At 60.6% G+C, this 26673-nt stretch carries 21 protein-coding genes and 1 pseudogene; 13 read left to right on the forward strand and 9 right to left on the reverse strand.

Annotation, left to right across the window (positions count from 1 at the left end):
- Window positions 1-31: 31 nt before the first annotated feature.
- Window positions 32-799: an SDR family NAD(P)-dependent oxidoreductase gene (locus GSQ90_RS21110; RefSeq protein WP_158816870.1), complete on the reverse strand. Its 768-nt coding sequence runs from the start codon at window positions 797-799 to the stop codon at window positions 32-34.
- Between the two features lie 720 nt (window positions 800-1519).
- On the opposite strand from GSQ90_RS21110, the gene GSQ90_RS21115 reads away from it, so the two are divergent.
- Window positions 1520-2352, forward strand: a protein-coding gene (locus tag GSQ90_RS21115) for an IS5 family transposase (RefSeq protein WP_158816871.1) whose coding sequence is annotated in 2 segments (ribosomal slippage) — window positions 1520-1904 and window positions 1904-2352 — 834 coding nt in all. Because the reading frame shifts where the segments join, the coding sequence is not laid out codon by codon here.
- A 556-nt stretch (window positions 2353-2908) separates the two neighbouring features.
- Here the strand turns inward: GSQ90_RS21115 and GSQ90_RS21120 are convergent.
- On the reverse strand, window positions 2909-3265 hold the full coding sequence (locus tag GSQ90_RS21120) for a hypothetical protein (protein ID WP_158816872.1): 357 nt from the start codon (window positions 3263-3265) through the stop codon (window positions 2909-2911).
- Between the two features lie 1348 nt (window positions 3266-4613).
- On the opposite strand from GSQ90_RS21120, the gene GSQ90_RS21125 reads away from it, so the two are divergent.
- The 11 genes from GSQ90_RS21125 to GSQ90_RS21175 all read left to right on the forward strand — a co-directional run bounded on the left by GSQ90_RS21125 (window position 4614) and on the right by GSQ90_RS21175 (window position 17879).
- Window positions 4614-5291, forward strand: coding sequence for an RNA polymerase sigma factor (locus tag GSQ90_RS21125; protein ID WP_158816873.1), 678 nt, complete (start codon window positions 4614-4616; stop codon window positions 5289-5291).
- A 107-nt stretch (window positions 5292-5398) separates the two neighbouring features.
- The gene (locus GSQ90_RS21130) at window positions 5399-6400 is read left to right on the forward strand and encodes a FecR domain-containing protein (protein WP_158816874.1); all 1002 of its coding nucleotides are present in this window, start codon (window positions 5399-5401) and stop codon (window positions 6398-6400) included.
- A gap of 251 nt (window positions 6401-6651) precedes the next feature.
- Window positions 6652-9009, forward strand: a complete 2358-nt coding sequence (locus GSQ90_RS21135) for a TonB-dependent siderophore receptor (protein WP_158816875.1) — start codon at window positions 6652-6654, stop codon at window positions 9007-9009.
- A gap of 47 nt (window positions 9010-9056) precedes the next feature.
- The gene (locus GSQ90_RS21140; protein WP_158816876.1) at window positions 9057-9968 is read left to right on the forward strand and encodes an ABC transporter substrate-binding protein; all 912 of its coding nucleotides are present in this window, start codon (window positions 9057-9059) and stop codon (window positions 9966-9968) included.
- Window positions 9965-11968 (forward strand): Fe(3+)-hydroxamate ABC transporter permease FhuB, encoded by a 2004-nt coding sequence (gene fhuB, locus GSQ90_RS21145; RefSeq protein ID WP_158816877.1) that lies wholly within the window; start codon window positions 9965-9967, stop codon window positions 11966-11968. Before GSQ90_RS21140 ends, fhuB begins: the two co-directional genes overlap by 4 nt.
- The gene (locus tag GSQ90_RS21150) at window positions 11965-13638 is read left to right on the forward strand and encodes a cyclic peptide export ABC transporter (protein WP_158816878.1); all 1674 of its coding nucleotides are present in this window, start codon (window positions 11965-11967) and stop codon (window positions 13636-13638) included. The genes fhuB and GSQ90_RS21150 overlap by 4 nt, the downstream gene beginning before the upstream one ends.
- A 146-nt stretch (window positions 13639-13784) precedes the next feature.
- Window positions 13785-14756 (forward strand): tonB-system energizer ExbB, encoded by a 972-nt coding sequence (exbB, locus tag GSQ90_RS21155; RefSeq protein WP_158816879.1) that lies wholly within the window; start codon window positions 13785-13787, stop codon window positions 14754-14756.
- A gap of 5 nt (window positions 14757-14761) precedes the next feature.
- On the forward strand, window positions 14762-15268 hold the full coding sequence (exbD, locus tag GSQ90_RS21160; protein WP_158816880.1) for a TonB system transport protein ExbD: 507 nt from the start codon (window positions 14762-14764) through the stop codon (window positions 15266-15268).
- Window positions 15265-16221 (forward strand): energy transducer TonB, encoded by a 957-nt coding sequence (locus tag GSQ90_RS21165; protein WP_158816881.1) that lies wholly within the window; start codon window positions 15265-15267, stop codon window positions 16219-16221. The genes exbD and GSQ90_RS21165 overlap by 4 nt, the downstream gene beginning before the upstream one ends.
- Before the next feature lie 17 nt (window positions 16222-16238).
- Entirely contained in the window at window positions 16239-17069 is an 831-nt protein-coding gene (locus GSQ90_RS21170; RefSeq protein WP_158817335.1) for an ATP-binding cassette domain-containing protein, read from the forward strand.
- A 57-nt stretch (window positions 17070-17126) separates the two neighbouring features.
- A complete protein-coding gene (locus GSQ90_RS21175) occupies window positions 17127-17879 on the forward strand; it encodes an invasion associated locus B family protein (RefSeq protein ID WP_158816882.1) in 753 nt (250 codons plus the stop codon).
- Between the two features lie 19 nt (window positions 17880-17898).
- Here GSQ90_RS21175 and GSQ90_RS21180 read toward each other — a convergent pair.
- A pseudogene (locus GSQ90_RS21180) lies at window positions 17899-18189 on the reverse strand (DNA-binding protein); the annotation flags it as partial.
- 230 nt (window positions 18190-18419) lie between these two features.
- On the opposite strand from GSQ90_RS21180, the gene GSQ90_RS21185 reads away from it, so the two are divergent.
- Window positions 18420-19289, forward strand: coding sequence for an MBL fold metallo-hydrolase (locus GSQ90_RS21185; RefSeq protein WP_174247516.1), 870 nt, complete (start codon window positions 18420-18422; stop codon window positions 19287-19289).
- Between the two features lie 23 nt (window positions 19290-19312).
- Here the strand turns inward: GSQ90_RS21185 and GSQ90_RS21190 are convergent, their stop codons facing one another.
- The 6 genes from GSQ90_RS21190 to GSQ90_RS21215 all read right to left on the reverse strand — a co-directional run bounded on the left by GSQ90_RS21190 (window position 19313) and on the right by GSQ90_RS21215 (window position 26556).
- Window positions 19313-20137: an SMP-30/gluconolactonase/LRE family protein gene (locus GSQ90_RS21190; RefSeq protein WP_246731700.1), complete on the reverse strand. Its 825-nt coding sequence runs from the start codon at window positions 20135-20137 to the stop codon at window positions 19313-19315.
- A 205-nt stretch (window positions 20138-20342) separates the two neighbouring features.
- The gene (locus GSQ90_RS21195; RefSeq protein WP_158816883.1) at window positions 20343-21596 is read right to left on the reverse strand and encodes an ABC transporter substrate-binding protein; all 1254 of its coding nucleotides are present in this window, start codon (window positions 21594-21596) and stop codon (window positions 20343-20345) included.
- A 35-nt stretch (window positions 21597-21631) separates the two neighbouring features.
- Window positions 21632-22357: an ABC transporter ATP-binding protein gene (locus tag GSQ90_RS21200; RefSeq protein ID WP_158816884.1), complete on the reverse strand. Its 726-nt coding sequence runs from the start codon at window positions 22355-22357 to the stop codon at window positions 21632-21634.
- On the reverse strand, window positions 22354-24270 hold the full coding sequence (locus GSQ90_RS21205) for an ATP-binding cassette domain-containing protein (protein WP_158816885.1): 1917 nt from the start codon (window positions 24268-24270) through the stop codon (window positions 22354-22356). The genes GSQ90_RS21200 and GSQ90_RS21205 overlap by 4 nt, the downstream gene beginning before the upstream one ends.
- Window positions 24271-24281: 11 nt before the next feature.
- Complete coding sequence (locus GSQ90_RS21210) at window positions 24282-25175, reverse strand: branched-chain amino acid ABC transporter permease (protein WP_158816886.1); 894 nt, start codon at window positions 25173-25175, stop codon at window positions 24282-24284.
- 58 nt (window positions 25176-25233) lie between these two features.
- The gene (locus GSQ90_RS21215) at window positions 25234-26556 is read right to left on the reverse strand and encodes an MFS transporter (RefSeq protein ID WP_158816887.1); all 1323 of its coding nucleotides are present in this window, start codon (window positions 26554-26556) and stop codon (window positions 25234-25236) included.
- Between the last annotated feature and the right edge of the window lie 117 nt (window positions 26557-26673).

Genomic DNA, 26673 nt, shown 5'->3' on the forward strand with positions numbered 1-26673 from the left:
TCCTAGCCGCCCGCATCATCAACTTCACACCCTACGCCATAAGGATCCCTCCACTGACGACCACGTTCTCGCCCGTCATGAAGCGATTGCGGCTGCCGGCGAGAAAGCAGACGACCTCTGCAATGTCAGTCGGGTCAGCGACGCGCCCGATCGGAACGGAACGCGACAGGTCGTCGTAAATGCCTAGCTGCCGGAGATTGGGCGTGTCGATGGGGCCCGGCGAAACGGAGTTCACCAGTACGCCGTCGGGCGCCAGCTCCTGCGCGAACGAGCGGGTAAAGCTGACCACTCCTGCTTTCGCAGCCGCGTAATGGGCGTTCTTAGCATAGGGGGTCAGGGCATCTATTGACGCTATGGAGACGATGCGACCGGCCTTGTTCTTCCTCATATGCAAAGCAGCCGCAGCGCTCATGTGGAACATGCCGCGCAGATTGACGTCGAATGTAAAATCCCAAGCCTCATCGTCGATCTCCAGGATCGGCGTGCGCGGATAGACACCGGCATTATTGACTAGGACATCGACGCGGCCGCCGAGGGCAGCCACGGCCTGAGCAAAAGAGTTGTGGGCGTTCTGACGCCGTCGGATATCGCCCACGACACCGTAGCAATGGGCGCCGGCCTTGGCGACGGCGGCATCAAGGCCTGCTTCATCGATATCGATGATCGCCACATGAGCGCCCCGCGAAAGGAACATCCTCGAAAGTGCAAAACCCAAGCCGCGCGCGCCACCGGTGATGACGACACTTCGAGACCGGAGCCCATCGTCCGCGTCTCTGACATCCAGACTTGCATCAACCATGGTGCACCCCAATTCCTCTCGTATATCATTTTCCGATACTTTATTATCGATTAATGATACACGGTATCGTTTGCGACGCAAGCTGATTTTTCCTTCCTGTCTGGTGGGGAGTAAAGGGGAATGGCTTGCCCTCGGCCACGGGCGCCATCCAGCGCGAGCCAAATTTTCCGGGCGCGCAGCGAATATTGATGGCGAACCTAGCGATGGCCGGACGTATCGCCGAAGGCCGTCACACTTGCGACGCAGTCCTGCAAACCGACGCCGCTTTGCGCATTTCCGGGATCAAAAGCAGGCCATTTCGTCGACTCAAAGATGCCGAGAAATTAGGCCAAGCCTTGCGAAAAGCTGGCGCGCCCGGATGACCGCCTTTGGCACATTGCGTCATTTAGCTGCGCTACAGAATTTGGTCGCTATCGGTGAATGGCGGACTCAGGCATGCGGTCTGCGCGACAGATTTATGGGTTCACGGCCTAACATTATCGAGGGCTATTTCAGGTTAGAGTTGTCGCCCCTCTTCCGCGAGACATGCCGTAATCAAGCGGAAACCACGGATGGCGCCACGCCTGCAGCGTGGGCGCAGATCGCCTCTCTTCTTCTTCTCTGCCAATATCTGCTCCACCTTTGCGAGGGAGGCATACTAAGTGTCCGTCTCGAAACTTCTCGATTCGAATGAATCGGTTATGATTCCTGTTGGGGGCAGCCTGATTCGAGGAGCTGCCGATGTGGACGGCGGAAAATCGCGCGAAGTACAATCGCGATCATTTGCGATACCCGAGTGATGTGACCGATGCGGAGTGGGCGCAGATCGCGCCGCTCATCCCTCCTGCCCGACGCGGCGGGCGCAGGCGCGAGGTTGTTGATCGCGATCTGGTGAACGGTCTGATGTATGTGCTGAGCACGGGCTGCCAGTGGCGCTATATTCCGAAGGATTTGCCGCCCAAGAGCACGGTGTATCGCTATTTCTGCGACTGGAGCCATGATGGGACGCTGGATCGCATCCATCATGCACTTTACGTCAAATGCCGCGAAAAGCTTGACCTCGAAGCCAGTCCGACCGCGTGCATCGTCGATAGCCAAAGCGTCAAGAGTTCGGAAAAAGGGGGGCTCGCATCGATCCGCCCGGCTTTGACGCGGGCAAGCTGATCAAGGGCAAGAAGCGCCACGTTCTCGTCGATATGCAGGGTCTGCTGTTACAGGGCCTGATAACGTCGGCCGATGTTCAGGATCGCGACGGCGGCATCGCGCTGTTGTCGACTTTGTTCGGAATGTTCCCATTCCTCAAAAAACTGTTTGCCGACAGCGCATATCAGGGACCCGTATTTCATACGGCGCTGGCGACGATCCTGCCGAACCTCGAAACGGAGATCGTCAGACGCTCGGACGCCGCCAAGGGGTTTGTCGCCCTGCCCAAGCGATGGATTGTAGAAAGATCGATCGGATGGCTGAACCGCTGCCGCAGACTGGCCAAGGATTGGGAAAATCTCAACCTCAGCGCCTTCATTTTCCTCCGCCTCGCCTCGATCCGCCTCATGCTCCGAAAGCTATGTAATTAATCGCGAAGTTATGGGACGGACTCTTAACGATTCTTACGCGGCCAGATTTCGCGATCTGGAAAGTCCCGCTCGACGGCTGAATGACTGGCCATGCCTGAACGACGATTGTCTGCCGTTTCTTGGTTCCGAGGGGCCCTCTTCGGTGGGCGCTTACATCTTGTGCGGCGAACCTAGCCTGCTGCCAGGCATGATGGCGTTACGAAAGCTGTTTTCATTTGGAAACGGTTCGCAGGCTATTGAAACTGCTGGAGCGTGTTTTCGCTGTTTTTTCCAAATGCCCCTGAAATCGTTGGATAATCAAGCGGATTTTGATTCCGCCATACGGAGCTTCGAATCCTCCCGCCCCCGAAGAAGTTGAATTTTCTAGCGAAACCGTTTGGTTCTCGCCGCAGTCTTTGCACGTATTTGGAAATTCGATTTCGCCGCATTTTGAATTTCTGCGCCGCTTTCGTTTTCATGCCGGGACGGAAACCGGCCGACGAGTTCAAAGCCGAGTGCGGCTCGGACGAATTGCAGCCGCCAGACATAAGCGACCCGCTCATTGCGGCGCTAGTTTTTACGTGGTTTCGAGCTGATGCGTTTGATCAACATTCTGTTCTTCAAACTGCTTTTGCGCCAAAAGGTGCGCGCGACGTTTACGGGTCGCCGCCAGCGCCCGTTTCATCGTTTCCTTGGCATAGCCGCGATAGGCTTGTGACGTCTTATGTCCGGAGAGCGCCCGGCCCTGCCCGTCGGTCAGCTCGGCTTCTTCCAGTTCGGTCATGCCGCCGTGCCGGCGGGCGTCGAGCGTGAACAGCGAAGACACGCCGTCAATTTTCTTGCGCAGCTGCTGCACCGCCTTTTCCATGCCAGGATAGGACCATGCCTTTGCGTGGCTCTTGCGCTCGCCTTTCTCGATGCAGCGCATGATCATCGGAATGCCGAGCTTGAGCAGATGGCTCAGAATGTCCTCGGCTTCGGCATAGAACTTGACGATCTCGCTATCGACGGTCTCCTCAAGCGGACCAACGCCCTGTTCTTGTGGTGCTCAATGCGCACGGCATGCGGCCACTTATCGCTGCGATAGTCCGGCTAGGTCAAAAGCCGGGCCACCACGTTCTCGGGCCGCTGCAGCCACTCGAAACAGATGACCGCGACTGCCGCAGGCTCGAGCCGACTTTGCTTGACGCAACCCCACGCGAATTTGTAGACCTCCTCGCGTGTGACCGCGTGCTTCTTACTCTTGGTGCGGCTCTTGAGCGTGAATCGTTCCACGGGTTTGGATGCTTCTTGTCGGACAGCTCCGGGTGCAGCCGACGCATGATGCGCCAGACTCTGCGGCAGAGGCCGACCACCTTCTCGCCCTGCCGCAGCCTAAGCCTCTCAGGCTCGTTGATAATCCTCTCATAGATATTGTCTGCGGCCCGCGACGTAACCTCAATGATCCGCCACTCACCGATCCGCCGTCCGCTCTTGCCGACGGTGCCACCGATCATTTGCATGATCCGTTCGTAGTCGGGGCGTGAGCGCGGGGAGACCTTCTCCGTGTAGGCCTTCTCGGTCTTGTGCTGCGAGAAGAGCCAATCGATGCTGCCATAGCGCGCAATTTTTGCCTGCGTGATCGGCTCGCCCCTCCGATGGTCGTTCCATTCATCGAACAAAGCATCAAGCGTGGCGGCCCGCCCGCCTTTGCCGTTCTCGCCGCAGGCGGCTTCATCGCTCGCGCCCAGTGGCTCATTGGCGATTTCGCAGCCGAGCTTGCGATAATATTTTGGAATGCAAAATTAGAACGCAACCAAACCGTTGGCGGCCCGTCGCGCTTCTACAAAGCGCGGGCGCGCGCATTCAAGCATCATAAATCCTCGGCGAGGTCGCCCGGCGTCAGATATGGAACGATGGCTCGGTCCAGATCGTCTCGCAACCACAGCTGGCGCCTCCCTTCCTTGATCCGCGGTTGAGGATACTCGCTGCCGACGCGTTTCAAGAATGCCTCGACCGTCGGCTCTTGTCCTGACCCACCAAGACCGAGCGGGAGCAGTCGTATGCCGCTTCGAGGTTGATGACGTGAATGTCAGCCGCGCTAGCCAGATGTGACATTCCGTTCTTCACCGCGCAGAAAGCGCATGGACTCCGAACAACCGGCAAGCTTCTGCAGATATGGAATCCGAACGGCAGTCGGCCGGCGCTGTTGCCGAATCGCAACTATCACAAAGAAATCACGGCGCCTCGCGAACCACGCTTCGAGTCGTCCTCTATTTCGAAATGCAGACTAACAGCAACTTATGCGGCATGTGTTGAACGATCCTAAACTGAACGTGCGTGAATTTAGAGCCGCTCTAATGTATTGTCTTTGCAAGAGAATTTTAAATCTTATAGCTAAGCGCAGTCAGCTCGGCGCGCATACGCGGCGCCGCGTGTTGGCTGCGGCTTCCGGCGTCACGATCATGTCCAGCCTACCCCTCAAACGGCTCCTTAAGGTCTTTGTCAGTGACCGCCCCCAGCTTGAGGCTGCAGTCTATCAGCGCGTGCATTGCTCTGCGACCACCGCCGATGTGATGCAGGACACTTGGCTCAAACTTGAAGCGGTCGGTGAGGAGGCTACGATCGAGAACGCCGAAGGCTTCGTGCGGAGAGTGGCGCAAAACGCGGCGACGGATCACGTCCGCAAGGAACGCCGACGGTCTACGATCGACCACGAGGTCCACGGCCTGCTCTGGGAAACGGAAACGGAGTTTACGCCGGAACGCATCCTGATGGGCCGGCAGGCGCTGAAAGAGGTCGAAGGAGCACTGGCGACGCTGCCAGAACAGAGCCGGCGCATATTCCTGATGAACCGGTTCGACGGCCAGACGCATCGCGAGATCGCGGCGCAACTCAGAATTTCCGAGACGGCCGTCTATTATCATGTGCGACGGGTCCTGGAACATCTGGCGGCCGTCCGCGAGCGCTTCGCGAACTGAATAGAAAAAATTCGGCGACGTCCCTTGGGTAAGGCGCCGTCTCGCGCGTCTTTAAGGTAGAACCGCTCTAAAGGGCGGCTCCGCCGGAAACCACGTCGTGCGAGCATATGGACGAAACCGATAGACCGGACGCAGTCAGCGATCGCGCAGTCAAGGACGCCAGGGATTGGGTCGTGCGGCTGAGTTCAGGCTCCGTGACGGAGGCTGAACTCGCACGGTTCAAGGCTTGGCGATACGAATCCAGAGAACACGCGCAGGCCTTCGCCCGCGAACGTTCCTTTTGGCAGCAGTTGCAGCCGCCCGGCGGCCGCTCCGACGCGCTGGAGGGCGAGGCGTCCAGTCAGGGAACTGCCCAGCGGACAATTGGTCGGCGGGCCGTCCTGGTTGGAGGGGGCGCCGTCGCGGCAAGCGTGGTGGCCTACGTCGCTGCGCCTTGCCTCAAATTGTTGCTGGAAGCGGACTATCGCACGGCCGCTGGCGAACAGAAGCGCGTTGCCTTGCCGGACGGCTCGATCGCGACACTTAACACAGACAGCGCGATCGCCTTGCGCTACCAGCCCAATCTGAGGCTTGTCCAGCTTCTCGAAGGCGAGGTCTTATTCGAAGTAAAGTCGGACGCGCGCGCATCTTTTCGAGTCGCGGCCTTCGGCGGAAACACCGACGCCACCGGCACGGCCTTCGCGGTTCGCGCTCTTGACGACCAAGCGACCATCACGGTCACAGAAGGCCAGGTGCGGGTATTCGGCCCAGCCGATCCGATGAGCCCGACGCCACACGGACCGCCGTCCGCGGTCACCGTCAATTCCAACCAGCAGACGCGTTATGTCGAAGGCGGGTCGCCTGGCTCCGCGACGACCGTCGATGCCGAGACCATCCTTGCGTGGCGGTCGGGCCGCGTGATCTTCGAGGGTCGTCCCTTCGCCAACGCGCTCGCCGAGCTCGGCCGCTACGTTCCCGAAAGGATCATTCTTGGCAACCAGAGCCAAGCGATGGAGCCGATTAGCGCGATCTTCTCGATTCGCCAAGCGTACGCAGCGATCGAGGCGTTAGCGTCGACGCAGAGCCTCACGGTCCGCCGGATACCCGGCGTGATGATCCTTGTAAGCTGAAAAAAGCCGACCTTCTGAAAAGAATCTTCTGAAGCTCTTTAGGTAAAGAGCCCCTTCGCGCGTCAACCATGCAGAGGGGACGATCCGGATAACTGGACCCCTCTCGTCGCGTCCGAGCGGCGATTTGCAACAAAGGGAACCTGGGGGTTCAGATGTCGGGTAAGGTTGGACTAGCAAGCTCGGCGAGCGTTCGGGCCGGATTGGCGTCGTCCCTTCTTATCGCGACCGCACTCGTTGTTGGGCTCGCTCCCGTGCTGTTGCTCGTCCCGGAGGCAAACGCCCAGGCGCCTCAGAGCCACTCGTTCAACATCGCGCCCCAACCCCTGTCGACGGCCTTGCGGCAATTTGCGGACCAGTCTGGCGTGCAACTCGCCTACCGCACCGCCGACCTGCAGGGGATCAACTCCCCAGGCTTCCGGGGTCGCGCAGGCGACATGGCCGCCCTCTCGCGACTGCTGTTGGGCACCGGCGTCGCCTACAGCGCGACCGCGCAAAACACCGTGACCATCGCCCGACCGAATGCAACGGCGGTTAATGGCGTCGCGCCAGCGGGCGCCATTCCGCTCGACACGATCAACGTGCAAGGAGACAACCAATCGCCGCACGGTCCCGGCGTCGGTTACGTCGCGACACGCAGTGCGACCGCCACCAAGAGCGACACGCCGATCATCGAGACGCCCCAGTCGATCTCCGTCGTTACAAGGCAGCAGATGGAGGATCAGAACGCGCAAAGCGTCTCCCAGGCGCTCCGCTACACGTCCGGCGTCGTTCCTGAGCAGCGAGGGGCAAATACGGACTCGCTTGAGTACCTCTACAGCCGTGGCTTCCAGATCGACGAATATCAGAACGGCCTGATACTGCCCAGTTCGGTTGCGGGCTTCAATATCACAAGCTTTGATCCTTACCTTCTTGACCGCGTCGAACTGTTGAAAGGCCCCGCATCCGTGCTCTATGGACAGGCATCGCCCGGGGGCATTTTGAACCTTGACAGCAAGCGTCCGACAGACGACCCGCTGCACGAAATAATGCTGCAGACAGGAAGTTATGGGAGAATCCAGGGCGCTTTTGATGTAAGCGACAAGCTTAACGCCGATGGAACCCTGCTTGGCCGTATAACCGGGGATTCGTTCGACACGGGTACCCAAGCGAATTTCATCAGGGAGCAGCGGATCGCGATCGCGCCGTCACTCACATGGCGTCCGGACGCAAATACAAATCTCACGATATTCGGAAATTATCAGTACGATCCGGAGGCGGGTTTTTACAACTTCGTCCCTCCCCAGGGCACGGTTCTGCCGGGCATTCCGATCTCCCGCAGCTTCAATGCAGGCGACCCTTCATATGATCACTTCTCTAAGGAGGAAGCATCGATCGGGTACTCGTTTTCTCACAAGTTCGACGAAACCTGGTCCATCTACCAGGATTTCCGCTACCTCTATAACAAGCAGACGATCGATACGCTGGAGCCCGTTGGGCTGACCCCGGATGGAAGCGCTCTGATACGCCAAGCGTATCACAATCAAGGGACTGTTAATGCGGAAACGATGGACACCCACGCGCAGGCGAAGTTCCAAACCGGACCGTTTCAGCACACTGCGACGTTCGGGGTCGACTTGTACAACACCGACTACGATCATATATTCCAGGGTGACGACGCCCCCAATCTCAGCATCGCCAATCCGCAGTACTACCAAGCGATACCAAAGCCCACCACGACGTTCGGGTCATCCGGGAACCAGAATATTGAACAAGCCGGCGTATATGCCCAGGACCAAATTCGTTTCGGGCATTGGGTGTTTCTTGCCGGCATCCGCGAGGACTTCGCCAACGAGCGCTCGAAGGGCCTGACGACCGGCGATGTAACCGACCAATCTGACGCCGCGTTTACCTGGCGAACAGGCTTGGTCTATCTGTTCGACAGCGGCTTTGCCCCTTATGCGAGCTATTCCACCTCATTCCAACCGACGATCGGAACGGGCTTTTCCGGCACGGCGTTTCAGCCGACGACCGGCCAACAGTATGAGGCTGGCGTCAAATATCAACCGCCAGGCTCGAACAGTTTTGTTACCGCGTCGGTCTTCAACCTGACCGAGCAAAACGTTCTAACGGCGGATCCGGATCACGTCGACTTCCAGGTGCAGACCGGCGAGGTGCGTTCGCGCGGCGTTGAACTAGAGGCGCATGCTACGCTGACGGACGAACTGCGTTTGATCGGCAGCTACACCTATACCGACCTTGTCAACACGAAGAGCAATAGTGCGGACCTCGGCAAGGCTCCCCCAGGCATCCCGGCGAATATGGCCTCCGCCTGGTTGACTTACGACACGCCATGGCAATGGTCGCGGGGGTTGCAGATCGGCGGCGGCATCCGGTATCTCGGATCGTCATGGGGAGATGACGCCAACACATTTAAGGTGCCCTCCGCAACGCTGTTCGATCTTGCGATCCACTATGATCTCGGGAAAGCGCTCCCCAGCTTGCGTGGATTCTCGTTCGCGGTGACGGCGAGCAATCTGTTCGACAAATCCTATATCTCGTACTGCGATGACGGCCTGTGCGCCTTTGGCGCAGGCCGCGTTGTACTTGCAAACCTGAAATATCGGTGGTGATGGCGCCGGTGGCTGAAAAGCGCGCCTTCCCCACAAAGAGAACTGAGGTGACGATCGGCGACGGGCTGCCTCTGACCCGTCGCGCAATTGTGACTGGGTTGTCTGGCTTGGTTGCAGCGCATAGTTCCGGCGCGTGGGCGGAGCCACTCGTTCGACCCGATGTCCGTATTGTATCCCTGAACTGGGCGATCAGCGAGACCCTTTATGCAATGCAGGTGCGACCGATTGGCGCCGCGGAAATCACAGGCTACGACGAGATGGTTGGCTATCCGCCGACGCCGAGCGGGATAGTCGACGTCGGTTTTCAGAGCGACCCCAACCTCGAACTGTTGTCAAGTCTGGCGCCAAACATCGTCCTCATTCAGTCGTGGCAATCCGGCCTCCGGTCGATCATCGAGCGTTTTTCTCGGGTTGAATCCTTTACGCTTTATGCCAGGGGCGGCGACCCATTCGCGCGGGCGCGCGAAGCGACGTTGCAGATCGCGGAGATTGCCGAACGACCTTCGATGGGCGTCGATCTTATCGATCACATAGACCGCCGGTTGGAGCGCTATCGCGTGCGCCTCTCCGCATACGATCGACGGCCGATCTATCTCGTGCAGGCGTTGACCCCGACCAACCTTGTTGTTTTCACCACCGGCAGCCTATTCGACGAAGTCATGCGTCGGCTCGGTCTCGCGAATGCCTGGTCGGCGCCCCCCGACCTCCTCTGGGGGAGCACGCATATCGGCGTCGATGCATTGTCCACCGACCCGGAAGCGCGAATCATCTGGATTGCGTCTCCCGATCACGGAGCTTCAGAGGGCCTCTTCCGCAGCGCCCTTTGGCAAAGCCTTCCGCAGGTCAGAGCCGGACGGATTGGACACCTCCCAATGGTGTGGGGTTTCGGGGGCTTGCCGACAGCCGAACGCTTCGGTGGTCTGCTCACGTCTCTCCTGGTTGAGGATGGCGGCGCATGACCGAGGCTCTCGCCTTAGATAGGGACGCCTCGAGCGGCGTCAGCCCCAGACATCTTGCGTTTCTTCTTGCGCTCTTCGGAGGCTCTGCGACAGCGTGGCATCTCCACGCGGAATTTCCCGTTTCCGTCTGGCGCGAACTTTTCGCAAATAGCGGCGCTCATGACGCCCATGCGGCGGTGCTCTGGTACGCCGCCTTGCCTCGCATCGCCGTTTCTTTGATCGCGGGCGCCTCGCTTGGCTTGGCGGGCGCGGTGATGCAGACGGTCTTGCGCAACCCCCTTGCCGAACCAACGACTTTGGGAATGTCGGCCGGCGCTGCGCTGGCCTTGACCGCGGCGACACTATGGGTGCCGGGTTTACTGGCCATCGGTCGTGAGTTCATCGCCGCGACGGGGTCGGCTGGCGCCGCGCTCGTCGTCTTTGGCCTGTCGTGGCGGCAAAGTCTTTCGCCACTCCGGCTTGTGATCGCGGGGCTGATCGTCAGTCTGTATTGCGGCGCTTTAGCAGCCATTTTGACGCTGTTCCACTACGACCACCTGCAGAGCGTCTTCGTTTGGGGAACGGGATCGCTGCTCCAGAACGATTGGAGCACGACCCGGTATCTCCTACCGCGCTTTGTCATGGCGTTGTTTGTCATCGCTCTCCTGCTTCGGCCTCTCAGCGTGATGGCTCTCGAAGATGAGAGCGCCCGCAGTCTCGGCCTTTCGCTTCGCTCGATTCGCTTGGTCTCGCTCGGCACGGCGATCGCACTGAGCGCGGTCGTCGTCAGCGCGGTCGGAGTGGTCGGATTTGTGGGCCTTGCGGCGTCCGCGCTCGCGAAGCTCTCTGGGGCGCGGACATCACGCCAAAGGCTTTTTTGGGCGCCCCTCCTCGGAGCTTTGCTGCTGTGGTCGGCAGATCAGTTCGTTGAATTACTCGGCCGGGGATTCAGCGAGATCCCGACCGGCAGCGTGACGGCGCTCATGGGCGCGCCACTGATGCTCTGGCTTCTGCCGCGATTGAAACAGGCGATTCCTCCGTCTATGGCGGCGGACGCGGCGCAGCGAGTCCCTCTGGAATGGCTGGTCCTGGGATGCCTCCTGACGCTTCTGCTCCTCCTTGCGTGGCCAATGTTCGCGGTCGGTCAGAGTCCGGAAGGCTGGCATTTCACTCAATGGACTGAGCTTCAAAATGTCCTCTCCTGGCGCTGGCCACGGTTCGTAGCCGCGGTCTCCGCTGGCGCCATGCTCGGGATCGCCGGGACCCTCCTCCAACGCCTGACCGGCAATCCGATGGCGTCGCCAGAGATTCTTGGAGTTTCGTCGGGCGCAGCGCTTGGGGTCATCGTCATTGTCTTCGCAGTTGCCGCACCAGGCAGGCCGATGCAGATCTGTGCGGCAGCCATCGGAGCCGCCCTGACGCTCGCCGCGACGTTCGCGCTCGCCCGCAAGTCTGCTTTTTCGCCAGAACGGATGCTCCTCGCCGGGGTTGCTCTTGGCTCCATATTCACTGGACTGGTTTCGTTTCTGATAACGATCGGCGATCCACGCACGCAGCTGCTGCTATCATGGATGGCGGGCTCCACCTCGCATGTGACTTCTGATGATGCGACGATCGCCGCCTTCATCGCTCTGACGGCGATGGCGCTGGCGCCGCTTCCAACTCGCTGGCTTGCCATACTCACAACCGGCGCGGCTAACGCGCGCGCGGTTGGCGTCGACGTCGCCAAGGCGCGCTCCATACTCTTTGCGTTGACCGCAATCCTGACCGCGGTCCCGACCTTGCTTGTTGGTCCTCTGACATTTGTCGGTCTCATGGCGCCGCATATTCTCCGAATGGCGGGCGTCCAACGTCCGATCCCACTATGTCTGGGTGCGGCCATCGTCGGCGCTTTGATCATGGCGGTGGCTGACTGGCTCGGGCGCAACTTGCTGTTTCCCTATCAGATTCCGGCAGGCCTGTTGGCGACCTTCGTCGGTGGCCCCTACTTCCTGTGGCTCATGCGGAGCCGCGCCACATGAGCACCGAGAAGTCCAACCACGATTTTCGAATCTTGATGAGCGAAGCGTTCCGTCTCCTGCGGCCGTTTTGGATACTTACGTTGTTCGGCACGGCGGTCGGAGCGCTGAGCGGCTTGGCCACCGCGTGGCTGCTGGCGACGATCAATCGGGGCTTGCACGATCCGCAGGGGGCGACATGGACGCTCCTTGCGGAGTTCTTGGGACTTTGCCTGCTCAGCGTCGGGGGCGCGGCGATCGCCGGCGCCCTCAACAGCATCATCGGCCAAAGGCTGATCGCCGCCTTGAGAAAGGACATTTCAGCGCGGATTCTGCGAGCCCCGATCGCCGCGTTGGAGGCCTTTCGCTCCCACCGCATCATGGCGGTGCTGACGAACGACGTCGATACCGTCTCCGCATTCACTTTCAATTTTTCAGGATATGCGATCGCCTTTGCGGTCACGGTCGGCAGCTTCATCTATCTTCTCACATTGTCACTTGTCGTGTTTCTCCTGGCGCTTGTTTCGCTTGGCCTGGGTGTCGCGATAAACATCATCGCCAAGCGGGGTTGGATTCGCGACTATGAGGACGTGCGGGTCGCCCAGGACGATCTGCACAAGCAGTACCGCGCCATCATCGATGGCGCCAAGGAATTGAAGATCAATCGAGCCCGACGCGCGCGCGTGCATGGCGTTCTGCTCTCGGCCGCAGCCGATCGCATCGCGGCGCTCAAGAGTCGGGCAATGCGTCTGTTCTGGGTTGCGGACGCCGCCGGGTCGGCGGTGTTCTTCGCGGTCATCGGTCTTTTGTTGGCCTGGCGGCACGCTTTCGGAATCGACGCCGGCGTCGTTAGCGGCGCTGTGATCGTGCTGCTCTATGTCAAGGGGCCGGTCGAGCGGATCGCCGGCGCCCTACCAATCCTCGATCAGGCGCGCGTCTCGTTTAGGCGCATCGCGGAATTGTCGACGGAACTCGACCAGCACGAGCCAAACCATGCGATCGCGCTAGTTACCGACGCGCCGCCACCGCCGCGGACGATCCGTTTGATCGAGCTTCAAGGCGCTACCTACGCCTTCCCGACGAGGTATGGGCGATCGCCATTCAGACTCGGTCCAATCAACCTAACGATTCGCGCTGGCGAGATGTTGTTCATAATCGGCGAGAACGGCTCGGGCAAGACGACGCTAGTCAAGCTTTTGCTCGGGCTATACGTCCCGCAAGACGGCGCGATCCTCTTTGACGGCGAACGTCTCACACCCGAGAGCCGCGACGACTATCGGCAGCTCTTCAGTACCGTCTTTTCCGATTATTATCTATTCGACGATCTGGCCGATAGTGCGCTGTCCGAAGACGCTCAGCCTTATCTCGAGCGGCTGGGCATTGCCCAGAGGGTAAAGATCGAGGGCGACCGCTTCTCCACCACGGACCTTTCGACGGGCCAGAGAAAACGTCTGGCGCTCGTCCATGCCTATCTGGAACGCCGCCCCATCCTTGTCACCGATGAATGGGCCGCCGATCAGGATCCGGAATTCCGACGCATCTTTTATGAAGAACTACTGCCCGACCTGAAGGCGCAGGGCAGGACATTGATCGTCATCTCCCATGACGATCGGTATTTCGGCGCCGCCGATCGCGTCGTCCGTTTGTCCGAGGGGAAGATAATCGAAGATCGCCACGCAACCGTCCGGTCCTGACGGCCCATTGGACGAACGAACTTTGAGCCTTCTTTGCGTGGCTCTGGCACAACGAAACGAGTGAGACCGACATGGTTCGTGGACAGGCAAAGCGGCTCGGCCGCGGATGGTTCATCCCGATCAGGCATGGGAGTTTAGCGCTCGCGATGTTGGCCGGCGTCGCGCTGGATTCTGGCTCGACCGCCTTGGGGGAGAATGCCGCAACTGCATCGACGCAGGCCGCACCGACCCCCGCGACGGCGCCCGCGGCCAACGCTGCAGCGCGGTCATCGGCCGCCCCCGACCTCTCCACCAATCCGGCCGCTCCATCGCCTGCGGCCCCGTCACCGGCGACGGCGATCGCGTCATTACCGCATGACCTGTCGCCGTGGTCGATGTTCATGAACGCCGACATCATTGTGAAAGCAGTGATGGTGGGTTTAGCCTTCGCCTCCCTGGTCACCTGGACCGTTTGGCTCGCCAAGGGCCTCGAGCTCGTCGCAGCGAAGCGCAAAGCCAAAAGCGCCACGCGCAAGTTGGAGCGAGCCAACAATCTCTCTGCTGCGACACGCGAGATCGAGGGCGGCTGGACGCGCCGCGGCGCCGTCGCCGATCTCGTTCAGGCAGCCGTGCGAGAAACGAAGCGCTCCTCCGAGCTGTCAGCGGAGGGAATCAAGGAACGGCTATCGATCGCGCTGTCCAGGATCGAAGCACGCGCCGGCCGCAACATGGCCAGGGGCACTGGCCTCCTCGCCACGATCGGCGCCACGGCGCCCTTCGTCGGGCTGTTCGGCACAGTATGGGGAATCATGAACGCGTTCATCGGCATCAGCCAGTCGCATACAACGAACCTTGCCGTCGTGGCCCCTGGCATCGCCGAAGCGCTCCTCGCCACTGCGATCGGCCTCGTCGCCGCCATTCCCGCCGTCATCATCTACAACATCTTCGCCCGCTCGATCGCCGGATTCCGTGCGCTGCTGTCCGATGCCTCGGGGGAGGTCCTGCAGCATCTTTCCCGCGATCTCGAACGGCAGCAGCAGGTTGGCGGTCCGGTCTCGACCGATTTGCCGGCACGGTCATCCCAGGCCGAGCGATCCCTCCCACGGGCGGTGGCGCCAGCGCTCCGTACGACGGAGTAGAGCCGATGGCGGTCACGCTCAAGGAGCCGCAGGACGGCGACCTGACGGAAGTCTCCGACATCAACGTCACGCCTTTCATCGACGTCATTTTGGTGCTGCTGATCATCTTCATGGTGGCGGCTCCCCTCTCTACCGTCGACGTCGCCGTCGATCTTCCGGTCTCGAACGCCCAACTGCAGCCGCGGCCGGACAAGCCAGTGTTTCTGACGGTGAAGGGTGATTTCACGTTGGCGCTCGGCAACGACGCGGTTCCGCGCGACACGCTCCAGACAACCCTCGATGCGCAAACGCAGAACGACCGCGAGCAGCGCGTCTACCTGCGCGCCGATCAGACGGTTCCATATGGCGAACTGATGAAGGTGATGAACTTGTTGCGCGACGCGGGATATCTCAAGGTCGCGCTCGTTGGCTTGGAGGACACGGGACAGTCGTCAGGGGGCGCCTCGCCGTCTATGCCGTCTGTCGCCCCGCCCACGGGTTCTCCGCCCTCCGAAGGTCCGTCGAAGCCATGAGCGATTGGCGCGATCCTCCAAAGCGCTGCGGAAAATTTCGGGCAAGCCTCGTCGCGCTGCGCTGGACGGCGGCGGCCGCGGTCGTGACCGCCGTCCATGGTGGGGTCGTGTGGGTCGCGCTAAACTGGCAGCCTGCGGAAGCCGCGCCGGGAGACCCGCCACCCGCCGTCATGATCGAACTTGCCCCACTCCCCGTCGCGCCAGAAGCTCCGCCGCAGGAGGTCGCGCCCGGCCCGCAAATGACGGAGGCCCAACCCGATCCTACCCCCTATACGCCGAAACCCGCCGAGGACGCTAAACCGGACCCAACGCCGCCTCCGCCCGAAAAGACAGTGGAGGATGCGAAGCCCGATCCAACGCCGCCAGTAACGCCCACGGAACCAGCCCCTCCCGACTTGCCGCCGGTTCCAGTTCCGGAACCGCAGGTCAAGGTTCCCGACCTTCTCAGGCAAGAACACGCCGACGCCATACTCGCTCCGCCTCCTTCGCCGACGCCACCGGCTACGCCACAGGTTCAGACGAAGCCGCCGCCGCCAAAGAAGCATGAAGTCGAGCGCAAGAAGCCGGTTCGACCCGACACGCAGAAGGTTCGGCAGACGACGGCGCCGCCGACATCGGAAGCCCAGCGTTCCAATACGGCAGCGGCCCCTTCGGCCGGCGCTTCCTCCGCGCCTTCGATCTCGCCCGCTTCCTGGAAGGGCGAGCTGATGGCCCATCTCAACCGCTACAAGCGCTATCCGCCCGGTGCCGGCGTCGGCACGGCCTCCGTCGCCTTCACCATCAACCGGTCCGGCGAGGTCCTGTCCGCTCGCCTGATCGGTTCATCGGGCGACAGCGCCCTCGACGAGGAAGCGGTTGCGCTCGTCCGTCGCGCCAACCCCGTTCCCTCGCCGCCGCCAGACTTTGGCGGCGGCTCCATCGCGCTCACCGTCCCGATCCGGTTCAATCATTAAGTCGTTTCATGAGGCCCATGCTGAAGCTCGCTCCCAAACCGCCCGCATCATCCCCTTCGGCCATTGCCGCCGGTGAGCCGCTGTTCGAACTCGACGCCGTCACCTTCGTCATCCCCGAGCGTGCGCTGCTCGGACCGCTTACTCTGACCCTGCCGGCGCGGCGGGTTGTCGGCCTCATCGGTCATAACGGTTCTGGCAAGTCGACGCTGGTAAAGCTGCTGGCGCGCCAACAGCCGGCCTCGGCCGGAACGATCCGTTTCGAGGGCAGAGCGCTGCAGGAATGGGGCGACCGTCCCTTCGCCCGCAAAGTCGCTTATCTGCCGCAACAGACGCCCCCTGCCTCAGGCATGTTGGTCAAGGAACTGGTCGCCCTCGGCCGCTATCCCTGGCATGGCGCGCTTGGCCGTTTCGGCCAAACCGACGAGGACAAGGTCGCCGAGGCGATGGCGCTGACCGATGTCACATCCTTTGCCGCGCGGCTGGTCGATACGCTCTCCGGCGGCGAACGCCAGCGCGTCTGGCTCGCTATGCTCATCGCGCAAGATGCCGAGTGCCTGCTGCTCGACGAGCCGATCTCGGCCCTCGACATCACTCATCAGGTCGAAGTGCTTTCGCTTGTACAGCGGCTGTCTAGGGATCGCGGTCTCGGCGTCGTCACGGTTCTGCACGACGTCAATATGGCCGCCCGCTTCTGCGACGAGATTCTTGCCCTTCACACCGGCAAGTTGATCGCGCGCGGCGCGCCGAATACGATTATGACGCCCGTCGAGCTCGAAGCGATCTACGGCATCCCAATGGGCGTCATGCCCCATCCCGATACCCGACAACCCCTCAGCTACGTTCGATGACTTCAGTCAAGCTCGCTCCCTCGTCCATTCCGTCACCGCTAGCATCTCATGGTTCCTATGACATCGCGTTCCCGTATTATCTTTTTATCCTCCGTAATCGTCGTCAGCATCGCGGCGGTCGGCTCCGCCGCCCAGCAGGGCGAAGCTGTGCCCAAACGGACTGAGACCATCTCTCCCGATCAAGCCGGGCCTGCCGCTCCTCAACCTGGCGCGCTGACGCGACCACCGGCAAAGCTGCGCGTCAAGGCGGCGGCCCCCAGACCAACAGCGCCCAAGCCTACGACACAGGCGCAAGAGGTCGCTCCTTCGATTCCCACGGCGCCAACCGTCGCGCCTTCTCCCTCAACGCCAGCCGCTCAGCTTCCCAACGGGGCCTCGTCTATCACCGAAAGCTTTGGCGATTGGGTCGTAAATTGCCGCATCGACGGTGGTCGGAAGTCTTGCGTGTTGTCCCAAGCGCAGGGAAACAAGCGGACCGGTCAACGTACCTTCGCTATCGAACTTCTGACAACAAGGGACGACAAAACCGATGGCGCGATCCTGATGCCCTTCGGACTCAAACTCGACGCAGGCGCTGTCCTCAAGCTGGACGAAAGGGACCTTGGTCAGGGCCTGCGCTTTTCGACCTGCGTCCCTGAAGGATGCCTGCTGCCCGTCAGCTTCCCCGCAGTCGCTACCGACGCGATGAAGAAGGGAACGACGCTCGCCGTATCCAGCTTCAATCTGAACACCGGCCAGGCGGTGACATTTTCAATCTCGCTCAATGGCTTCCCGGCCGCTCTCAAACGCGTCGTCGATCTCGGAAGCTGAGTGGCGCCCGGACATCTGCAACCTCCCCCTTCGCCGTGCCCGGCTTTTGCCGAACAAGAACGAGGCCCGCGGTCTGAAGCCAGCGTCCGTCGTCGGCCTTCGTCGCCTCGGCGCAGGTGACGATGCGCTGGCCCCGCAGGTCGGCGCGAAGAAAAGTCACGGGGTGGGCACGCAGCGTCAGTCCGGCGTGGCCATAGTCTTCCACTACCTCGCCGCCGGCGCTCATCGGGCGAAGCGCCACCATCGGTTCATGAAGTTCTGGCACAGTTTGGGCCTCTAGCGCCGACGCGGCCGCAAAGAGCGGAAGCGGCGCGAGGGCGTGTTACGCTCCGCTACACTCGGCGAGGCCGTGCGAACTCCAATCGATCGTGTCCGAGCAGGGCTTGTTGCGCATCGCGTTCGACTGTATCTGTCACACGGTCTCACGATCAAGCGCGATCTTGAGACGAAATGCGAAACGCGTCTCATGATTTCGTACGCCGAATTCGCAGAACTCGTCGGCGGCTTTGCCCGCGCCCAGGCAGTTGGGATGTATGGCTCGTGAGCATCAGTTTCCGCGTTGGCGATATGACGATACACCGGCTGATCGAGATGACTCTCGCGGAGCGCCACGCGACCGAGTTTCTACCCAACTTGACGTGGGAAAGGCTCGAAGCCAACCGCTCCTGGCTACAGCCCGCCGCATTGAACGAACAAGATTGGATCGTCCTTTGCTTTCAATCCTATGTGGTGGTCACGCCTCACCACGCCATTCTGGTTGACTCCTGTCTCGGGAATAACAAGGAGCGGTTACGACACCCCTACTGGCACCACAAGACCGACACGGTTTTCATGGACGCGCTTTCGGGCGTCGGGTTGCGCGTCGAAGATATCGACTACGTCCTTTGCACGCACTTGCACGTCGACCACGTAGGTTGGAATACGCGGCTCGAAAATGGTCGATGGAAGCCGACGTTCCCCAACGCGCGCTATATGTTTTCAAGCAAGGAGATGGCTGTCTGGACGCCCGAAAGCGGCGTTGAACCGCCGCCTCACATCCAAGATAGCGTGCTGCCCATTGTGGCGGCGGGGAAAGCGGATATGGTCGCCAGCGATCATGAGATATCCGAGCACGTGAGACTGATGCCCACGCCGGGTCATACGATCGACCATTTCGCCGTTCAACTCGGCCGAGGAGGCGATCAAGCGGTTATTACCGGGGACCTCATTCATTCCCCGCTGCAGGCGCGCTTTCCTGATCTCCACATGCTACTGGACCTCGATAAACAGAAGGCGGTCCAGACTCGACGACGCTTCCTTGAGCGCTACTGCGACTCCGGCACAATATGTTGCTTTTCGCACTTCCCCTCTCCGTCGATGGGCGCTGTAAGGCGATGGGGCGACGGATTCCGCTGTGATTTTATTGAGTAGATGGCTTCTCGTCATTCCTGTGGTCAACCCAGCGCGTCGGTTGGCCCTGGAATGAGGGTTCTCAGGCTATAGAGCGAAGACGTGGCGCAAATGTACAGGGTCCGCCGATCGGGATCGCCCCAATTGAAATTTCCCGCAACCTCGGGGACTGCGATCACGCCGCGAAGCTGACCGTCCGACGCAAAAACGTGGATGCCGCCTGGCCCGCAGCAGAAAAGATTGCCTTCGCCGTCGATTTTCATACCGTCCGGAACGCCTGGTTCATCCCCCTTGAGCTCGGCCCAGACCTCGCCGCCAGGTAGTCCATCATCTCGCACGTCGAAACGGCGGATGTGCACCCTCGCCGAATCATTGACGAACAATGTCGCGCCGCGATCCGCAAAACACAGGCCATTTGGCCCTTCGAAATCCTCGATGAGCCGCTCTATCGCGCCATCGCGCGGATCGACCCGGTAAACGCCTCGCACTGGTTGCGACTCCGCACGCGGAACGCCCACGCCAAGCAGCGCGCCCTCGCCGCGACGGCGTCCGTAAGGGGGATCCGTGAAATATAGACGCCCCGAACCGTCGACAACGATATCGTTGGGGCTGTTGAGTTCCAGCCGACGATAATGGCTCGCAACTACCGACATGGCGCCGTTCGCCTCCTGACGTACGACGCAGCTGGTCGCATGTTCACAGCTCAGAAGACGCCCCTCGTGGTCGAGGCAATTTCCATTGGTCTTGTTGCTGGGCGACCGGAACACCTCGACCCGGTCGTGACGCGGATCGAAGCGGTAGAGGCAATCGCCGGGTATGTCGCTGAAAATGAGAACGCCATCCGACGCCCGCCAAACAGGACCTTCCAAGAATCAAAAACCGCTCGCGCGCTTAAGAAGCGGCTCGTCTCCGACAATTTGCGAGAGCCCCTCGCCAGCGGCCGGCGGCCAATTCATGGCTTTTCTCCAAGCCTCAATTCGGTCAATTCTGGCGCCGAACCTTCAGCGCCAGTCGCCGCCGCGAGGCGTGACGCGCGCTCCAGAGGCGACTAAGCTCCTTGGGCGCGCGCACGTTTCACTCGTGTATTTCGACCCACTTCTTATTCGCGAGATCGTATTTGACCAGGGTCAAATCCTCCTCCGCCAGGGCCACATGCTTCGTCGGCGAGAAGCTGATCTCCCCCACGATGCCCTGATAGCCTGACAGTTTCTCGAAAGCGTCCCGAAGCACGGCATGGTCGGTCGACTTTGTTTGTTCGATTAGATGAGCCAATGTGATGATGGCCTGATAGTTCATCTCGGCGGACTGGGTCGGCTCGGCGTTATATTTCTTGCGGTAAGCCGCGGCGAACTCCTTGTACAGATCATTTTGATGCAGCTCCGCCGTTATGAACGCGCAAAGGACTCCATCCGCGCCCGGTCCGGCGAGGTCCGCGAAGGTATTGTCCGCGCAAGCGTCCGGGCTGCCAATCACCTGAAGATTTTCACCCGAAGTGTGCAGATCCTGTACGAATGCCGCCTGATCGGGCGGCGAAAGCCACCCTACGACGCAGTCGGCGCCTGACCTCTTTACCGCCGCGACCTCCGGCATCAATTGGGCCGTCGCCCCCGTCGCCCAGTTTTCGGTTATCGGACGGTCAAGCGCTATTTGTTTGCCCGCCTTCTCGTAAGCGAGCTTTATGGCGGCGATTCCGCCCATGCCCCACGACGTGGTGTCGTGCAACACAGCGAGGCCCTTTGGGCAGTGCTTGAGCGCATAATCGGCAAAACCGGCCCCCCAGGCGAAGGAGTTGCCACCCGACTGAAACACCCACTTATGAGGCGGCTTGTCGGGTCCATTTGGATAAACCGTCAGGCCGCCGCCATCCACCAAGCCGATATCGAGAATGTGGAACTTGTCGGCCAACTGAGCGGTGATCGGGCCATTGTCCGGCGACCCAACAATGGCGACGGCGCCATCGCTGACGAATTTCTGAAACTGCTGCCCCGCAAGCGTTCCGTCGCCGTTGTCGTTTACCGCTTGAACGTCGACGGGACGTCCCAATATCCCGCCCTCCGACATTAACTTGTCTTGAGCGAGGAAAGCCCCCTGCTGCGCTTGGGTCCCGACATTTCCATAAGCGCCGGTGGTTCCACCCATGACTCCTATCAGAATCGGCGAACCGTTGGGTGAGGCGGCGATAACCGGGCTTGAAAGACCCGCCGAAATCGCCAACAGCAGCAACACGTCTTTTACACTCATTTCCTTATCTCCCTTTCGCTTTTCCTCTGTGTTCTTTTTGGTGACCCAACGGTCGTAAGACGTCGGGCGAGTGCGTTTCGTCTCCAAGGGCGCCGCGACATTTTCAGTCGCCCTGTCCTCGGTTAGCCAAGATATTTGTTGATCAGTTCAGCTCCTTCCCGCCCGACGACCTCCGGCGTCGTCTCCTCGACGATTTCACCCCCGCTGATGACGTACAGTCGATCGCAAACACGCGCCGCTACGTCGACGCGTTGCTCGACCAGCAAAAGCGAAGCCCCCCTCCGGCGCAGCTCGATCAGCGCCTTCACGACGATGTCGACTGCCACCGGAGACAGGCCAATGGACGGCTCGTCCAGCAGCAAGATCAACGGATCGGCCATCAGCATGCGGCCGATCGCGACCATCTGTTGCTCGCCGCCGCTCAGAAATGAGGATTGCCTGTGCCGATACTCGCGCAATACAGGGAATAAGGCGTAGACCGAATCGAGGAGCGCCTGAACGCGCTGCGGCTCACGGCGGCGATGCCATGCGCCGAGGATGAGATTGTCCTCGACAGTCTGATCCGCAAAAAGTCGTCGACCTTCTGGAGCGATCGCGGCATATCCACGCGCGATGCGATGAGTAGGAAACATCGTCACGTCGGTATCGCCGATTCGGATCGTTCCGACGCGCTGCTTCAGCAATCCCATGATGCCGCGCAGAATCGTCGTCTTGCCCGCGCCGTTCGGCCCGAGCAGACCGACGGCCTCGCCCTCTCGAAGGCGCAGCGTGATGTTTCTCACAACATCGAAACGTCCGTAACCGCCAGCTAATGAAGATACTTCCAGAATGTTGTTCGCGCTGCTCATGAGCCCAGATACACTCTTCTTACGATCGGATGCCCGAGAACCTCGTCTGAAGTCCCTGTAAGAACGACTTCGCCGGCGTTCAAAACGGTCACCAGGTCGCATAGCGGGAAGAGAAAGCGCGTTTGATGTTCAATGATGATGATCGTCAAACCGCGGCCTTTCAGCTCTCGCAGAATCCAGGCCAAATGCTCGACCTCGCGAGACGTCAGTCCCGTCGCCGGCTCGTCCAGGATAATGATTTCGGGGTTTGGGACCCATACAGTCGCCAACTGCGTAAGTTGTTCTATTCCGTGTGGGACATCGCCAACGCGCCGGTCGGCCCATCGTTCGGCTCCGACCGAGCGTAAAGCGTCGCCGGCTCGCTGCGTCATGAGCCGCATGTCGCGATGCGCCGACCGTAAAAGCGGCCAGATGACCGCCCGTCGGCCGACGCCGGGAACTAAGCCGTACGTGCCGACCAAGACGTTCGCGCGCGTGGTCAGCTCCTTGGTGAGCTGTGCCGACTGAAAGGTCCTTCTAAGGCCTCGCCTGGCGCGTCCCGCCGCGCGCAAACCATCCACCCGCTCGCCCTTGATGAACACCGATCCTGACGATTGACGGAGCCGCCCGGCAATAATGTTCGCGAGGGTGCTCTTGCCAGATCCGTTCGGACCAATCAGACCGTGAATATGTCCCCTGAGCACCTTTACGGACACTCTGTTCAGGACCGGGGGCCCTACTCCGTAGTGAAACGTGATCTCGCGACAGTCCACTATCGGCGCCATGGCGTCGCCGAGCGCGTTCGCTTTAGGGGCGGATGAATGGACTGCGGGCAACAGGCGATCGAGCCAAGCACGTTCGGCGCCCACCGAAACACTGGCGTCGAAGGAGTCGGCGGGCGATTCGGGGCGCCTAGCCTGAGGTAGCCCTCGTCTCACCGCTCGCGCCCGTATTCGCTTCAAAGCGCCCGTGGCGCCGTCGGGAACGATAGTGACCGCCAGAATCGAGAGAATTCCGTAAAGAACTTCTTGCAGCCAAGGATTGATATGAACAAGCACCGGAAACATGCTGACGAACGCAGCGCCGATGATTGGGCCAGGCGTCGTATTGATGCCGCCGATCAAGATCATGATCAGCACGTTTAACGAGACCGACCAATTGAACTGACTTGGCGATACAACGCCCAGGAAACAGAACAGCCAGCCCGCGCCGCCGATCGCCGCGGAAGCAAGTGCGAACACAATGATCTTGATGGGCGCCGCTCGAACGCCGGACGCCTCCGCGAAAGGCTCGGCGTCTCTAATGGAGAGGAGCACAGGGTAGATAAGCGAGCGACGTATGCTCCAAACCGCGAAGGTGACCGCGAAAAGCGCGAGCATCACGCACCAGGCTATCGGCTGACCGATCGGCGCCAGAAAATCCGGAACATCGGGAAAGTTTGGCCCCAGAAGGCCCTGCTGGCCATTGGTGATCTGAAGATCCGTCGCGAGCACGGTGATGACGAGCGTAAATATGAACGTCGTTATCGTGAAATGAAGCCCGCTTACTCGCAATGACGTTGCGCCGAGAATTGCGCCGATCAGCCCCGTCGCCAGCATCACGAGTGGGAGCAAAGCGAAAACATCAAATCCATATGTCGTGGACAAAATGGTTGTAAAATACGCTCCAATGGCGAAAAAGCCGCCGACGCCGAGAGAGAACAAGCCGAGCAATCCCGCTGTCGCGTCCAAGCATAGCGCAAGGATCGCGTAGATGGCGGCGACGAGAATGAGGCTTTGAAACTGCAGATTAGCCCACGCCACATAGTACGTGGCGATGAGATAGAGCGCCACGATCGCCGCGGCGGCGGCGATCTTCGTAAATGCGTGCGCGCGCTCCGGCGAAACGACCGATGACGGCCGAGCGGTTCTGGTCTCGATGTTGGATGGCGCCACGATGTCCCTCGTTACGCCGGCCGCGCCGGTCTGGGGCGAAATAGCGGATTGCTCGTGCTGAAGAGGCCCCTCGGCGTGACAATTAGGACGAGGACCAATATGAGAAACGGAAACCAATCAGATGCTTGGGAATTTATGTAGGAATTGGCCCCCTCCGCCAGCACACCCAACAACAGGCCGCCGTACATCGCATTGGCCGGATTCTCCGGGCCTCCGCCGATCATCATCGCGACAAAGCCGAAAGTGTTGAACGTGCCTCCCAGGTAGGGATTTGCGAAGGTGCGAGGCGCGATCAGAACGCCCGCGATCCCCGCTATGAGGCCGGAGAGGGCGAATGTGACCGCCGACACGATCATCGTATTTGCCCCAATCGATTCGGCCATTTCGGGGTCAGCCGCCGTCGCCATCCCTACTTTGCCAAACAACGTCCGCTTTCGCACAAACTCCAACGCCGCGACAGCGAAGGCGGCGACCAGCAACGCCAAGATTTGTTGCCCGGTGATGACCGCATCGCCCAGTCTTATCGGGATGTCGTTGAGCAATGGGGGAAAGCCGCGCGAGCGTGGGCCTACGGCATAGGCGATCGCGTTTTCGACAACCAGTCCGAACCCCAAAGTGCTAACCATCCAACCGAAACTGAAGCGATCGGCCTTTAGAATCGGGCGAACGCCGATGAAATACGACGCAACGCCCAGAACGCAAGCGGCGAGCGGCCCCAAGGCGACGCCGAGCCAGGGATTGAATCCGGCTTCCGAAAGACAAGCCGCGACGATGATCGCGATCATCAACATCTGCCCTTGAGCGAAATTGATGACGCGCGTCACGTAGAACGAGATGGATAGCGCCATTCCCAAAAGACCGTAGATTGCGCCGATCGTGAGCCCGCTGAGCATCATCTGAAACATCCGATCGCCCTTTCGAGGACTTCCGTTATTGGTTCGCGGGATGGGTTCGAGCCGCACATCATCGAAAACTGGCGGCCTCGACGGGTATCTCCGAAGACGCCAGGGTGCGAAGCGGGGCATGCTGCGCCGCAATTCTGCCCCGACACATCGTCAGCAACAGGATCGCTCCGATAACCAGCAGAGCCGAAGCAATGCGGAACGCCCAAATGAATTCGCCGGTCGACTGAACGACATAGCCCGTGACAATGGGCCCGATTAGGCCCCCGCAATTGCCGCCGAGAATCACCAGGCTCATGAGCCGCGAGGCGTCTCGAGGATTGTCGGAGAGGTCGTTGAGAATCGCCATGTTGAGGGCGCTCGACACGTTCGATGAGGCCACGACCAACGTGAATAGCACCGTCAACAAGACGGCGTTATCAATCATCGGGGCGGCAAGCGCGAGAAGCCCGAATAGCATCGTTCCCGCCGTGAAATATCGGCGCGCTCCCGAGCGAATCGAATTCGAGGACGGCAGGCGGTCGCTCATGCGGGCGATCGCAAGACCCACCAGCAGCGTCGCCGTATAGGGTATGGACGTGAATAGCCCCGTTCCCATCACGGAGAGAGTGAGTCGCTGCTGAAGATAGGTGGGCAGCCAGGTAAGGAACGAGTAGCCGCCATACACGATCGTGGCCTGACTGAGTATGAGCGCCCAAATCGTCGGATTTGTTAGCAAATAGCCGAGCGAGGATTGGGGCGCGCTCTCTTGCGCCGCGGCGAGTCCCTGACCGTTGCGCTCGCCAAGAATCTTGTCACGCTCGCGCGGCGACAACCACGATACGCGCTCGGGCGCGCCGAACCAGGTCATCCAAGCCGCGAGCCAGACGAAGCCCAACAGCCCTAGTACGATGAAGCCGGTCCGCCAACCAAACGTGCTGGCGAGCCACGCGGCTAGTAAGGCGCCGAGAGCGGGCCCGGCGGCCGAACCGCCGTTGAAGATCATGGTGATCTGACCGCGTTCGCGTTCGGGAATCCAGTCGCGAATGACGCGTGCGCCGGCCGGATAGGTGGTGGCTTCGCCAACGCCCATGACCAGGCGCGCCAGAAGGATCGTCCCGAAATTCCACGTCAGACCGGTAAAGACCGTCGCAAGCGACCATATTGTGAGGCCGGCGGCGATAATCGTCTTCGATCCAAATCGATCGACGACAAGGCCGATCGGCAAAAGACATAGGACATAAGACCAGAGGAACGAGGAGAACAAATAGCCCATCTCTACTGGCGAAAGACCGAATTCCGAAGCGATCGGCTTGGCGGCCACTGACAGGGCCACACGATCAATGTAGTTGATGACGACCACCGTAAACAGCAGCAGCGCTACCCAACCACGGCGATAGGACATTGGACGTTCCCTCCCAGGCGCGTGTGGCCAAGGCCACGGTTCGGAGCGCTCGACGCGCGCTCTCGTATTGTCGTCGCCGCGATTCTGGTCCCGCGGCAGTTGGCGTGGCGCTGTAGC

This window comes from Methylocapsa sp. S129, assembly GCF_009765995.1.
Classification (GTDB): domain Bacteria; phylum Pseudomonadota; class Alphaproteobacteria; order Rhizobiales; family Beijerinckiaceae; genus Roseiarcus.